At 64.7% G+C, this 12,933-nt stretch carries 10 protein-coding genes and 1 pseudogene; 9 read left to right on the top strand and 2 right to left on the bottom strand.

Annotated elements, in window-relative coordinates; genetic code table 11:
• Positions 1-131: 131 nt before the first annotated feature.
• The 7 genes from ACR9ZN_RS25680 (at position 132) to ACR9ZN_RS25710 (ending at position 8,649) form a co-directional block, all read left to right on the top strand.
• Positions 132-1,472 (top strand): aspartate aminotransferase family protein, encoded by a 1,341-nt coding sequence (locus tag ACR9ZN_RS25680; protein WP_481273512.1) that lies wholly within the window; start codon positions 132-134, stop codon positions 1,470-1,472.
• Positions 1,473-1,480: 8 nt separating this feature from the next.
• Positions 1,481-2,392 (top strand): 3,5-dioxohexanoate:acetyl-CoA acetone transferase, encoded by a 912-nt coding sequence (gene kce / locus ACR9ZN_RS25685; RefSeq protein ID WP_441772951.1) that lies wholly within the window; start codon positions 1,481-1,483, stop codon positions 2,390-2,392.
• Complete coding sequence (locus tag ACR9ZN_RS25690; protein WP_481273513.1) at positions 2,392-2,865, top strand: N-acetyltransferase family protein; 474 nt, start codon at positions 2,392-2,394, stop codon at positions 2,863-2,865. The genes kce and ACR9ZN_RS25690 overlap by 1 nt, the downstream gene beginning before the upstream one ends.
• Positions 2,866-2,867: 2 nt before the next feature.
• Positions 2,868-3,344 carry a GNAT family N-acetyltransferase gene (locus ACR9ZN_RS25695; RefSeq protein ID WP_454811995.1) on the top strand — a complete coding sequence of 159 codons (477 nt, stop codon included), beginning with the start codon at positions 2,868-2,870 and terminating at the stop codon, positions 3,342-3,344.
• A gap of 184 nt (positions 3,345-3,528) precedes the next feature.
• Positions 3,529-6,402: a DUF3772 domain-containing protein gene (locus tag ACR9ZN_RS25700; protein WP_481273514.1), complete on the top strand. Its 2,874-nt coding sequence runs from the start codon at positions 3,529-3,531 to the stop codon at positions 6,400-6,402.
• 14 nt (positions 6,403-6,416) lie between these two features.
• The gene (locus ACR9ZN_RS25705) at positions 6,417-7,022 is read left to right on the top strand and encodes a CAP domain-containing protein (protein WP_434959249.1); all 606 of its coding nucleotides are present in this window, start codon (positions 6,417-6,419) and stop codon (positions 7,020-7,022) included.
• Between the two features lie 7 nt (positions 7,023-7,029).
• Complete coding sequence (locus ACR9ZN_RS25710) at positions 7,030-8,649, top strand: AMP-binding protein (protein ID WP_481273515.1); 1,620 nt, start codon at positions 7,030-7,032, stop codon at positions 8,647-8,649.
• A 180-nt stretch (positions 8,650-8,829) separates the two neighbouring features.
• Here ACR9ZN_RS25710 and ACR9ZN_RS25715 read toward each other — a convergent pair whose 3' ends face one another.
• Entirely contained in the window at positions 8,830-9,294 is a 465-nt protein-coding gene (locus tag ACR9ZN_RS25715; RefSeq protein ID WP_434959251.1) for a RidA family protein, read from the bottom strand.
• A gap of 65 nt (positions 9,295-9,359) precedes the next feature.
• Entirely contained in the window at positions 9,360-10,370 is a 1,011-nt protein-coding gene (locus tag ACR9ZN_RS25720; RefSeq protein ID WP_481273516.1) for a threonine dehydratase, read from the bottom strand.
• Positions 10,371-10,500: 130 nt separating this feature from the next.
• Between ACR9ZN_RS25720 and ACR9ZN_RS25725 the strand changes: the two genes are divergently transcribed.
• Both ACR9ZN_RS25725 and ACR9ZN_RS25730 read left to right on the top strand, forming a co-directional pair.
• Positions 10,501-11,391, top strand: coding sequence for a LysR family transcriptional regulator (locus ACR9ZN_RS25725; RefSeq protein ID WP_434959253.1), 891 nt, complete (start codon positions 10,501-10,503; stop codon positions 11,389-11,391).
• Positions 11,392-11,606: 215 nt separating this feature from the next.
• Positions 11,607-12,881: pseudogene (locus ACR9ZN_RS25730) on the top strand (NAD(P)/FAD-dependent oxidoreductase).
• Positions 12,882-12,933 lie beyond the last annotated feature (52 nt).

Here is a 12,933-nt window from a genome sequence, read left to right on the forward strand (position 1 = left end):
TGGAAGTCCGCGCTCCGAAGAGGCCCTGCGGCTTTGCTGCGCTTGACGCCCACTGACACCGCCTTCCATAAGTCCTACAAAACAGGGCGCCAAAACGATCGGCGCGCGGCTTTTCGGGCATGGAGACGGGAATGGTGGGCGACGTCGCGGAATCGACCTCGGTGGCGGGGGCGGGCTTGCCCAAGATCGCCTGGGGCAAGGGCCTCGTGCTTACCGATGTCGACGGCAAGCAATATCTCGACGGTTCGGGCGGACCCGCCGTCTATTGCCTCGGCCACGGCAATGAGGAGGTCAACCAGGCGATCAAGGACCAGCTCGATCGCATCGCCCATGGTTATCGCTACAATTTCACGTCCGATCCGCTGGAGGAGTTGACCGAGCGCGTCGGCCGGCTCTGCGGAGGCACGCTCCGGCATATGGTGTTCGTATCCGGCGGTTCGGAGGCGGTGGAATCGGCCCTGAAGCTGGCCCTGCAATACTTCGCGGCGCGGGGCGAAATGAGCCGGCGGCGCTTCGTTTCGCGCGAGCGCTCCTGGCATGGCAACACGCTGGGGGCGCTGGCGCTCTCGGGCTTCCGCGAACGCCGCCTTTCCTTCGAGGGCGCGCTCGTCGACGTGCCGCGCCTCTCGCCCGCCAATGTCTACCGGCCGCCGGCCGGCGTGGTGCCGGCGGATGTTGGCGCGGCCTGCGCCCAGGAACTCGAAGACAAGATCCTGGAACTCGGTCCCGACAAGGTCGCGGCCTTCGTGTTCGAGCCGGTGGTGGGCGCTGCCGGCGGTGTGGTGCCGGCGCCGCCGGGCTATGCCAGGAAAGTGCGAGAGATCTGCGACCGCTATGGCGTGCTGATGATTGCCGACGAGGTGATGTGCGGCGCCGGGCGCTGCGGCACCTGGCGCGCGCTCGAACATGACGGTGTCCTCCCCGACATCATGACGGTGGCCAAGGGTCTGGGCGGGGGCTATCTGCCGCTTGGTGCGGCTGTATATTCCGACAGGGTCGCCGGACCGATCAATGCCGTCGACGGCGGCCCGCAGACCGGACATACCTTCACCGGCCATACCGCCGCCTGCGCCGCCGGCGTCGCCGTGCAGCGCATCGTCGAGCGTGACGGGCTGGTGCAGCGCGTCGCCGTGAAGGGCGAGGAATTCAAGCGCACCCTGGCCGATGCCCTCCACGGCATTGCCCAGATCGGCGATATCAGGGGCCGCGGCTTCTTCACCGGCATCGAGATCGTTGCCGACCGCGACAGCAAGGAGCCCTTCCCGGCGGACAAGGCGCTGTTCCTCAAGATCCGCGCACGTGCGTTCGCCAACGGGCTGATCTGCTACCCTTCGGGCGGCAATGTCGACGGCATCAGGGGCGACACAGTGATCCTGGCGCCGCCCTACAACGCCACCGACGGCGAGTTGAGTGAAATTGCCGGGCGCTTCGCGATATCGCTGCGCCAGGCCCTCAAGGACATTGGAGCATAGAGGCTGTCATGGCGAACAAGGTCATCATTTCCTGCGCGATCACCGGCTCGATCCATACGCCATCGATGTCGCCGCATCTGCCGGTGACGCCGGAGGAAATCGCCGCCTCCGCCATCGAGGCGGCGCAAGCTGGAGCTGCGGTGCTGCATCTGCATGCGCGTGATCCCAAGACGGGCGCACCGACGCCCGATGTGACCGTCTTCGAGCAGTTCGTGCCACGCATCCGCGAGGCTGTTGACGCCATCGTCAACATCACCACCGGCGGCTCGGCCCGCATGAGCATCGAGGAACGCCTGAAGGGGCCAGCGAGCCTTCAGCCCGAAATGTGCTCACTCAATCTCGGCACCATGAATTTCGGGCTTTATCCGATGCTGGACCGGCCGCGCGAGTGGAAGCACGATTGGGAGGTGCCCTTCCTGGAGGCGACGCGCGGCGGCATGTTCAAGAACACGCTGGCCGATATCGAGCACATTCTCACCACCATGGGTCCGCTCGGCACGCGGTTCGAGTTCGAATGCTACGATGTCGGCCACCTCTATACGCTCGCCCATTTCCTCGACCGCAAGCTGGTGAAGCCGCCGCTGTTCGTGCAGACCGTGCTCGGCATCCTCGGCGGCATCGGCGCCAATCCCGACAGTGTGGTCGACATGCGCCGCACGGCCGACAAGCTGTTTGGCAATGATTACGAGTGGTCGATGCTGGCTGCCGGCCGCAACCAGATGGCGCTCGGCACCATGGCGGCAGTGATGGGCGGCCATGTCCGCGTCGGGCTCGAGGACAATCTGTGGATCGGCAAAGGTCAGCTCGCCAGCTCCAATGCCCAGCAGGTCACCAAGATCCGCACCATTCTCGAGGAACTGGGCCTGGCCATCGCTACACCGGACGAGGCCCGCGCCATCATCGGCATCCGGTCGCGCTGATGCGGATCCGTCCCGCCACGCCGGAGGACTGCGATGCCGTCGCGGCGATGGTGGGCGAGCTTGCGGCCTTGTTCGGGGTCAAGGTCGGCACGACGGGTGATATTCTGCGTGCCGAGGCTTTCGGGGTCATTCCCAGCATCGGTATTGTCGTTGCGGAGCCACCGGAGGGGGGCCTCGCCGGCTATCTCGTGCACCAGGACAGTTTTTCGACCTGGCGCGGCGCCAATGGTGTCTTCGTGGTCGACCTCTATGTCGCGCCGCTGCGGCGCAACGAGCATATCGGCATCCGCCTGCTGGCCGAGGCGGCCCGGTGCGGCCGCCAGCGTGGCGCGCGCTTCATGCGCCTCGACCTCGATGCCGGCAATGAGGCGGGGCTGCGTTTCTACCGGCGGCACGGCTTCCGCACGCTCGACCATGATCGCTTCCTGGTGCTGGACGAGCCGGGTTTCATCGATCTGATTGAGAAGAGTTGATTATGAGTGCCATCGAGATTTCCGATCTGCGTGACCAGCCCCATTTCCTCGACGTGGTCGCCGACCGGGTCTGGCGCGCCTGGTGGCAGGAACAAGGGGAGTCTCTCGAAACCGTGTCGAGCCTGTTTGCCGAGAATCTGACGGCTACGGGCACATTGCCGGCCTGCCTGGTGGCACATCGAGGCAATGATTTCGTCGGTACTGCGTCGCTGATAGCCAGCGATCTCGAGGAACGCCCGGCGCTCACGCCCTGGGTTGCCGCCGTGTGGATCGAGCCGGAATTCCGTCGCCAGGGGCACGGTGCCGCCGTCGTGGCGGCGGTGGCGGAACTCGCCTTCCGCCGTGGGTTCGGCCAGGCCTATCTCTGCGCCGAGGTCGACAAGCGCAGCTTCTATGCCGGGCTGGGATGGCGCCTGATGGAAGAGAATATCGGCCCCTTTGCCCTCGATGTCTTCGAGAAGAGGGCCCCCGCACGCTGATTTAGGCATCAAACCAGGCTGTTATGCCATAATGCCGCCTGCAAATTCCGCCATCAGGCCGTAACAGCCTCCGGAGCAGGGCGTTTTCAATGGAAATGCGATTTTGCTTTGGTTCTCCATTTTGACGCGTGTTTTGCGCGTCTTGGTGATTCCACCAAAGCGCAAAACACTCTAGTTTCCCGGCATGTTTCGTTCGCTTTCCCGTTTCCTACTGCTGTGCAGCCTGCTCCTCACGCTTGTCGCCGCCCCCATGGCGGCGAGGGCGCAGGACGCCGAGGCACTGACCGGTTTCCAGACGGGGCTGGCCCTCGACAAGAAGTCGCTGGACGATATCGCCACCCAGCTCGCCACCATTACCGACAATGGCGATGAGGCGCAGAAATCCCTGCAGGATCTGCGGGAGACGGTCAGCAAGAGGCGCACCGATCTTGCCGCCTTGCTGGGCACCATCGTTCCGGTCCGCGACAAGGCCAAAGCGGCGCTCGACGCCTTTCCGCCGCAGCCCAAACCGGTCGATCCGCCCGAGGCCAAGGCCACGACCGAGGCCCGCAAGGCGGCCTCCGATCTGCTCGCCAAGCTGAACGATGTCGCCGCCGAGACGCAAAAGCAGATCTCGCGCGCCGACCAGATCGTCAATACCATCACGGTCCGCCCCTTCAACAATGCGCTGGCCAAGGAGCAGAAGTCGCTTGATGGGGTGGAGGCGGCTCTGACCAGCCTCCCCACCGATCAGGAGAACGCGTCGAAGATCCTGGATGAGCTGCGCAGCACGGTGGATACGGCCATCATCAATCTGTCTGACGTGCAGACAAAGGTCACGCCCATGCGGGACCAGTCCGCGGACAGGCTCAAGAAACTGGGAGAGCCCGATCCGTCCGAAAGTGCCGATATCGCCGAGACGCGCGGTACACAAAAGGATCTGCAAAGCCTGCTTACTGGTGTGCTCAAGGTGGCGGGAGACCAGTCCACGCGAGCGGCGAACCTCTCCAATACGATCACGGAGCGGCAGCGAGAGCAACTCACCGGCCGTCTGCTAAAGAGCGGCAACAGCCCCTTCTCGGGCGAATTCTGGCTTCCGGTGCTGGAAAACCTGCCCAGGGCCGGGGAGACCGCAGGGCGCGAGTTTTCGCGCCACAGCAACTATCTGGTGTCGAAGGTCAATTCCACCACCATCGCCATTTTCCTGCTGACCATCGCCATCGGCTATGCCGTCACGCAGTTCCTGCGCCTGCGCATCCAGCGCTGGCGTGCCCGCCTGCCGCGCAGCAAGCGAGCCTCGCGGCGCTATGTCGCCTCGCTCGATGCGGTGCTCGGCATCGTCCACATCATGCTCGGGGTGCCGGTCGGCATCTTCGTGGCGGTGCTGGCCTTCGATCTTTCAGGGCTGGTGCCGGAAGACGTGATCACCAATTACGGCTCGCGCCTGATTGCTGCCTCTTCAATCGGCTTTGGCCTATGGGCTCTGGCGCAGGCGGTCCTGGCCGAGGGCCATGCCGAACTGCGCCTGCTGCCCCTGAGCGACTGGGCCGTCCGCCGTATCGGGCGGCGCATGGGCTGGCTCGCGGTGGTGCTCGGCCTCTCCATCCTCCTGGACGGCCTTATCCGGTCTCTCCACGCCGATCCTTCCCTTAGCATCGCCCGCGAAACGATTTCGGCTATCTTCTATCTCGCCATTATCGTCTCCCTGCTCATCCGCATCCGCAACGCTCCGCCGACGGTGGTGGACGGGCGCACGCTGGCGCCTGACGAAGACCTGACAGGGCTCGACATTCTCAGGCCGATCGGATGGCTCTCCGTGGTGGTGATGGCCGTGTGCCTTGCCATCGGCTACAGCACGCTCGCGGTCGCGGCGGCGGTCTTCCCGCTGCTGGTCCTGTGCGTGGTGGCAGCGAGCTACCTGCTCACCACTTTGGTCGATTCGGCCCTGACCGAGCGGCTGATCTCGGACGTCGACCGCCGCCGCGCGGTGGCGAGCACCATCGGCGTGACCTCCAAGCAGGTCACGTTTGGGGCGACCCTGCTGTCCGGTGTCCTGCGCTTTTTGATCATCTCCTTCGCCGTCGGCAGCCTCGGACTGCCCTTCGGCCTCTATTCGACCGACATGGCGCCGGCGATCCAGCGGGCCTATTTCGGCTTCAAGATCGGTGAGCTGACGATTTCACCCTCGTCGATCATCAGCGGCATCGTGCTGTTCATCATCATCTGGGCGGTGATGCGGCTGATCAAGGGCTGGCTCGGCAATACGCTGTTGCCGCGTACCTCCCTCGATTCGGGCGTGCAGAATTCGATCGCCACCATCATCGGCTATCTCGGCTTCATCCTCGCCATTTCAGCCGGTCTGTCCGAGGTCGGCGTGAGCTGGCAGAATATCGGCATCGTCGCCGGCGGCTTGTCGGTCGGTCTGGGTCTCGGCCTGCAGGGCATTGCCGGTAATTTCGTTTCCGGCCTGATCCTGCTGGCCGAACGCCCGATCCGGGTCGGCGACATCATCGCCGCTGCCGGTGAGGAAGGCTATGTCCGCCGCATCTCCGTGCGTTCGACCACGCTGGAGACCTATGACCGCGCCACGCTGATCATCCCCAATTCGACCCTGATCACCGGTTCGGTGAAGAACTGGGTCTATGGCAATACCTGGAGCCGGCTGCGCATCGCCCTGACCGTGCTCTATGACAGCGACATCGATGCGGTGAAGGCGGCCATGCTGGCGGCACCGGAAGACGATCCGCGCATCCTGCCGACGCCGCGGCCCCAGGTCTACATGACCTCGATGGATGTAGGGCTCGAATTCGAACTCATCGTGATGGTTGCCAGCATGGAGACGCAGGTTGCGGTCAAGAGCGACCTGCTGGCCCGCATCTTCAAGAATTTCCGGGCCAAGGGCATCCGCCTGCATGGGCAGGGCGCTGCGGCGCCACCACAGAGGGTCATTCTGTTCGAACCCGAACTGCAGGCGGCGCTCACCGCCAAGCTCAAGGGCGACAAGCCCGAGGCGGAGGCTCCTGTCGCAGAGCCCACCGCTGCCAAGCCTTCAACCTCGCCGGCTCCGGCGGGATACTGACCGTGGAGAACTCGATGTCGCGCATGAGGGTGGCTGCGGCCACTTTTCTTGTCTTGGGTGTTGCCTTGGGATTGGGCGGTTGCGCCCTCACGCAAAAGCCCGAAACCGTTTCCTATCAACGCCGCCCCGTATCCTTCAATCCGGCGCAGGCACGCGACTGGCTGACCCGATATCGCCAGAGCAAGGGCCTCACCGCTGTGGCGCTGGATTCGCGCCTGACGGCCTTCGCCCAGAGCCAGGCCAATGCCATGGCTTCGGCCAACCAGCTCTCCCATTCGATCGGAGGCAGCTTCTCCACCCGCGTCAAATCGGCCGGGCTCGACGATTCCAAGATCGGTGAGAACGTCTCCTACGGCACCTATACCGATCTCGACGCCATGAAGCAGTGGAAGAACTCGCCTGAGCACGACGAGAATCTATTGATGCCAGGTGCCACCCGCTTCGGTATCGCCATTGCCAGGGCTGGCGAGCGGGTCTATTGGGCCATGGCGGTTGCCGGCGACCCCTCAAGGCCCGAGGAGGCGCAGGCCTTCGGGGCCGGCCCAGTGGTGCGCGTGGTGCGCAGGCCCACGCGTGTGAGAAGCTCCGGGGGTCTCTTCGGCGGCCTGTTCGGGAGTTGAGTGCGGCATGAGCGGGCCTGACAAGCAGAACTACGACGATACCAGGCGCGACTTCCGCTGGGATCTGCCGGCGCGCTACAATATCGGCGTGGATGTCTGCGATGTCTGGGCCAAACGCGATCCCGACAAGCTGGCCATCCTGCGCCGGCTGCCCGGCGGCGGCAGCGAGCGCATCAGCTATGGTGCCTTGCGCGAGGCCTCCGACCGCTTCGCGTTGGCGTTGAAGCGTCTAGGTATCCGCGAAGGCGACCGCGTCGCGATCCTACTGCCGCAATCGCCGGCGGTGGTGATCGCTCATCTCGCTGTGGCCAAGCTCGGTGCCATCTCCCTGCCACTCGCGGTACTGTTCGGCCCGGATGCGCTGAGCTTCCGCCTGCGTGATTCCGGCGCCAAGGCCGTGCTGCTCGATGAGAGCGGACTCGCCAAGCTGGGCGAGATCGAGGCCAGGCTACCGGATCTGGAGACGGTAATCAGCGTTGACGGGGCCGGCGGCGGCGCGCTCGACTTCCATCGTCTGATCGCCGGGGCCAAGGGCGAGTTGACGCCGGTCGCCTCCAGTCCCGACGATCCGGCGATGATGATCTACACCTCCGGCACCACGGGCCAGCCGAAGGGGGCGCTGCATGGGCATCGCGTGGTGCTAGGCCATATTCCGGGCTTGCGCTTCGCCCATCCCGGCCTCGGCCAGCCCGACGATGTGATGTGGACGCCGGCCGACTGGGCCTGGGCTGGCGGCCTGCTCAACGTGCTGCTGCCCAGTCTGGCTCTGGGCGTGCCGGTGGTGGCTGGCCTTCATGCCAAGTTCTCGGTGGACGAGGTGCTGGGACTGCTCTGGGACTTCAAGGTCCGCAATGCCTTCCTGCCGCCCACGGCCCTGCGCATGCTCCAGGCGGCGCATCAGCCCGGCCAAGTCTATCGCACCCATCTGCGCTCGATAATGTCGGCCGGCGAGACGCTGGGGCCGGGCACCTTTGCCTGGGCCGAGGCGGCCTTCGGCTTTCCGGTTAACGAGCTCTATGGCCAGACCGAATGCAACCTCGTGCTCGGTTCCTGCCATGAGTTGGGCGTTAGCCGGCCTGGCGCCATCGGCAAGGCCGTGCCAGGCCATCGCGTGGCAGTGATCGATGAAGAGGGGCAGGAAAGCCCCACGGACGAGATCGGCGAGATCGCCATACGCGCGCCCGATCCGGTGATGTTCCTGGGCTATTGGGGCAATGCCACCGCCACCACGGCGAAATACCGCGATGGCTGGCTGATGACCGGCGACAAGGCGCGGCGCGACATTGACGGCTATGTGCACTTTGTCGGGCGCAGCGACGACATCATCACCTCGGCCGGCTATCGCATCGGCCCGGGTGAGATCGAGGACTGTCTGATGCGCCATGCCGCTGTCGCCATGGCGGCCGTGGTCGGCATGCCCGACAGCCTGCGCACCGAGATCGTCAAGGCCTTCGTGGTGCTCAAGCCAGGCTTCACGGCGTCCGAGGCCATGTCCGCCGATCTGCAGCTTTTCGTGCGCGAGCGCCTGTCCGCCCACGAATATCCGCGCGTGATCGCCTATGTCGATTCCGTGCCGCTGACCTCGTCGGGAAAGATCATCCGCCGGGCCTTGCGCGAACTCGACTGAGGGAGAAGCTCGATGTGCTTTGCCCTGGTGCCCCAATTGCTCGCAATGCCATAGCGGTTATTGCGAGCACAGCGAAGCAATCCAGGTTTGCCGCACAACGATGGCCGGATTGCCTCGCTGCGCTCGCAATGACGAAATTATTGAATTCATTCGATCCTTTGCGAGGCTTGGTGAAGCCGCTCAGTCGACCTGGAACATGGCGTCGACTTCGACGGCTACGCCGAGCGGCAGTTGCGCCACGCCCACCGCGGAGCGGGTATGGCGGCCGGCTTCGCCGAAGACCTCGACCATCAGATCGGAAGCGCCGTTGGCGACCTTGGGTTGCTCTGTGAAGCTCTCGGCCGAATTGACGAAGACGTTGAGGCGCAGCACGCGCTTGACCCTGTCGAGATCGCCGAGGGCGTTCTGGAGCTGGGCAACGATGTTGAGGCCGGCCATTCGCGCGGCCTGCCGGCCTTCCTCGGCGCTGAAATCGCCGCCGACGCGACCGATGAACTTGAATTCACCGTTCCAGGAGCAGACCTGGCCCGAGACGAAAGCGGTGCCATTGGCGATGACCACCGGCGTATAATTGGCGACCGGTGCGGCGGCGTTGGGCAGTTCGATATGCTTTGCTGCGAGCTGGCGGGCGATGGTTCCGGACATGAGAGCCTCCTTAAGGCCTTGAGATTCGGGCGCGGTGCTGCAATGGGCGAATGTCGTGGCCGGGCTCATATCGCCGACAACACTTGCGCGAGCAGCGGACGGGAGATGTTGGCGCCCGTCATCACCAGTCCGACGCGCTGTCCTCCCATCCGCGCGCGCTCCTGCAGCAGCGCTGCGAGTGGCGTCGCGGCAGCGCCTTCGGCCAGATTATGCGTATCCTCGTGATAGGCCCGCATGGCCAGGCGGACCTCGTCGTCGCTCACCGTCACGATGCGATCGGCGCCGCGGCGGATGATCTCGAGAGCATCGGCCCTGGGAACGCGAACCGCTACGCCATCGGCGATGGTCTGCGCCGTCTGCGTGCTGACCACCTTGCCGGCCTCGAAGGAGAGGGCGTAGGCCGCGGCATGGCTGGAGACGACACCGACGATCCTGGTCTTCAGGCCGAAGAGGTCGCGCGTACGGATCAGGCCGCATATACCCGAACCAAGGCCGATCGGCACATAGACGGTATCGACCTCCTGCACGGCCTCGAAGAATTCATAGGCCCAGGTGGCGACGCCGCGGACGAGATCGGGATGGAAGGGCTCGATCAGATGGAGCCTGCGTTCGCGGGCAAGACCCTGGGCGATCTCATAGGCGGCGCTGAAGTCGTGGCCGGCTTCGATCAGCTCGGCGCCGAGAGCCTTGATCGCGGCATTCTTCTCCGGATTGTTGTTCTCGGGCACCACGATCGTCACCTGGAGGCCGGCACGCCGGCCGGCAAAAGCCTGGCTCAGCCCGTGATTGCCGACGGTTGCAGTGATCACGCCTGATGGCACCGGGCCATGGCGTCGCGCCAGGAGCGCATGAGCCAGCACCAGGCCACCGCGCATCTTGAAGGCGCCGGTCGGCAGGTGGTTCTCGTGCTTGACCCATACTTGCGCGCCCGTGCGCTGGGCGAGCAGGGGCCATTCGATCTGCGGTGTCGGCTGCACCACCCGCCGCACGATGTCGCGTGCCTCGGCCAGTGCATTGAAGCCAAATCTATAGGCGTCGGCATTCGAGCCGATCTCTACATTGGAGGTGATCATCATTTCCTCATTTGGTGACGAATACTGAAATTTTATCTATTCTTGAATGTCGAATATTAGGTATCGTTGCCTGGAAAACTCTCGTCGCCAAGTGCCGATTGCTCAACAATCTATTCTAAAATGGAATACATGCATGATTCCCCGCCGCCTGCTGCCGTCGATCGCGCTGCTGACCTCCTTCGATGCGGTCGCCCGCACCGGCAGCGTCACCGCCGCTGCGCGAGAGCTGAACCTGACGCAGGGCGCGGTCAGCCGGCACGTCAAGGCGCTGGAGGAACAGCTCGGTGGGGACCTCTTCGTGCGAGAGCGGCTGACGATGCGACTGACCCTGGCAGGCGACAGCTATGTGCGCGAAGTGCGCGATGCCCTGCGGCGGATCAGCATCGCCTCGCTGAACTTTCGGGCCAATCCCAATGGCGGCACGCTCAATCTGGCTGTGTTGCCCTTGTTCGCCATGCGCTGGCTCGCACCGCGCTTGCCGGCCTTCCGGCAGGCTCATCCCGAGATCATCCTCAACCTGGTCACTCGCCTCGACCAGTTCGATTTTCGCGCCGAACCGCTGGATGCGGCCATCCATTTCGGCAAGGCGCAGTGGCAGGGGGCCGAATGCGCCTTCTTGCGCAAGGAGGAGGTGATGCCGGTCTGCAGCCCCGATCTGCTGGCCCGGTTCGGCTTCTCCTCGGCGCAGGATCTGCGGGCAGCTCCGCTCCTCATCCTGGTCTCACGCCCGGACGCTTGGGAAAAATGGCTGAGCGCTGAGGGCGCGCCCGCCGAAGGTGTCCACGGCATGATGTTCGACCAGTTTGGCACCCTTGCCAGTGCTGCCACCGCCGGTCTCGGCATTGCCCTGCTGCCGACCTTCCTGATCGAGGAGGAATTGCGCCGCGGCGAGTTGGTGCCGGCCCTGGACCGGACAAGCCCCAGCGAGGACAGCTATTATCTGGTCTGGCCGCCGGAGAGGGGACTCCATCCACCGCTCGCCCGGTTCAAGGCCTGGCTGATCGCCGAATGCGCCAGAACCTGAAGCCGGCGGCGGGTGAGGGTGCAACACTCGTATTCTGAAACGGAATGGATCCTTGAAAATCCATGACTAGGAATGGCTCCGGTCTTGAATAAAGATCGAACGTCTTGATGGTGTATTTCAACGAAAGTCAACCCATTTTGAATTGAACTGACGCGTGGAGCCATCCGAACAAGTAAGACCTCAAATCTCGTTTTCGAACCGGATGGAGTACCTGCATGGCCGATACGCATGGGCTATGGAAGACGACGGCTGCGCCCATCCGCCCGTTCCCTTCGCTGTCCAACGCGGTGAAGGCGGAGGTCGCGATCATCGGCGGCGGCTATGGCGGCCTATCGGCTGCATTGCGATTGGCCGAGATCGGCGTGGATGTCGTCCTGATCGAGGCCGAACAGATCGGGTTCGGAGGAGCCGGGCGGAATTCGGGCCTGGTGAATGCGGGGCTATGGGTCATGCCAGACGAGATCGTCCGGCGTCTCGGTCCCAGTCACGGCGAGCGCCTGATCGACTGCCTGGGACAAGCTCCGGCCCGTGTCTTCGATCTGATCGCGCGGCATGGCATCGCCTGCGAGGCCGAGCGCAACGGCACGCTGCATTGTGCCGTCGGAGCCGCAGGCCTGGCCGAGATCGAGGAGCGCGCACGGCAATGGGCGGTTCGCGGCATCACGATCAACCGCCTGGCAGCCCTGGAAACGGTAGCCCGCACGGGCAGTCCGTGCTTCGCTGGCGCGTTGGAAGACCGACGGGCCGGAACCATCCAGCCCCTGTCCTATGCGAGGGGGCTGGCCACCGCCGCCTCCCATGCCGGCGCCCGCATTTTCACCGCCAGTGCTGCGCGGCGGCTGGTGCGCCGCGACCGGGCCTGGTGTATCGCCACCGACCGGGGCTCGGTATCCGCATCATGGGTACTGGTGGCCGGCGAAAGCTACAGCATCGGCGCCTAGGCGCCGCAGCGCGAGGCTCAGCTCCGCCTGCCTTTCTTCAATGTCGCGACGGTGCCGCTGGGCTCGGAGCAGAGACGGACGATACTGCCCTCGCAACAGGCCCTGATCGATACGCGCAGGCTGATCTCCGCCATCCGGCTCGACCGGGAGGGACGGCTGATCATGGGCTCGGTCGGGGCGCTGAGGGGCCCAGGGGGCCCGATTCATCGGGCTTGGGCGAGGCGGATGCTGGCGAAAGTCTTCCCTCACATCGGGCCTCTCCAGCTGGAGACGGCCTGGCAGGGCGTCATCGGCATGACAGGGGACCATTTGCCCCGAATCGAATGGCTCGGCGAGAACATGCTGGCGATCGGCGGCTATAATGGTCGTGGCATCGCACCCGCTACGGCCTTCGGCATGCTGGCGGCCGATTTCATCGCCGGCGCGGTCGGTGAAGCGGATCTGCCACTACCGATCGGCCAACCGGAAAGACGGCGGTTCAGGCGATGGCGGGAAGCCGGCCTCGAGTTCGGGGCGGCGGCAGCACATCTGGCCGATCAACGGTTCTGATCGCCAAAACAAAACCGGCCGGGGAGGACCCCGGCCGGCGCAATCGGTACCA

The sequence above is a fragment of the Labrys sp. HAY1-8F genome, assembly GCF_056754975.1.

What these genes read in the sequence shown, in the direction of transcription:
- ACR9ZN_RS25720 (WP_481273516.1), bottom strand. Translation starts at nt 10,370, where the DNA reads ATGATGATCACCTCCAATGTAGAGATCGGCTCGAATGCCGACGCCTAT.
- ACR9ZN_RS25725 (WP_434959253.1), top strand. Translation starts at nt 10,501, where the DNA reads ATGATTCCCCGCCGCCTGCTGCCGTCGATCGCGCTGCTGACCTCCTTC.
- ACR9ZN_RS25680 (WP_481273512.1), top strand. Translation starts at nt 132, where the DNA reads ATGGTGGGCGACGTCGCGGAATCGACCTCGGTGGCGGGGGCGGGCTTG.
- kce (WP_441772951.1), top strand. Translation starts at nt 1,481, where the DNA reads ATGGCGAACAAGGTCATCATTTCCTGCGCGATCACCGGCTCGATCCAT.
- ACR9ZN_RS25700 (WP_481273514.1), top strand. Translation starts at nt 3,529, where the DNA reads ATGTTTCGTTCGCTTTCCCGTTTCCTACTGCTGTGCAGCCTGCTCCTC.
- ACR9ZN_RS25710 (WP_481273515.1), top strand. Translation starts at nt 7,030, where the DNA reads ATGAGCGGGCCTGACAAGCAGAACTACGACGATACCAGGCGCGACTTC.
- ACR9ZN_RS25695 (WP_454811995.1), top strand. Translation starts at nt 2,868, where the DNA reads ATGAGTGCCATCGAGATTTCCGATCTGCGTGACCAGCCCCATTTCCTC.
- ACR9ZN_RS25690 (WP_481273513.1), top strand. Translation starts at nt 2,392, where the DNA reads ATGCGGATCCGTCCCGCCACGCCGGAGGACTGCGATGCCGTCGCGGCG.
- ACR9ZN_RS25715 (WP_434959251.1), bottom strand. Translation starts at nt 9,294, where the DNA reads ATGTCCGGAACCATCGCCCGCCAGCTCGCAGCAAAGCATATCGAACTG.
- ACR9ZN_RS25705 (WP_434959249.1), top strand. Translation starts at nt 6,417, where the DNA reads ATGTCGCGCATGAGGGTGGCTGCGGCCACTTTTCTTGTCTTGGGTGTT.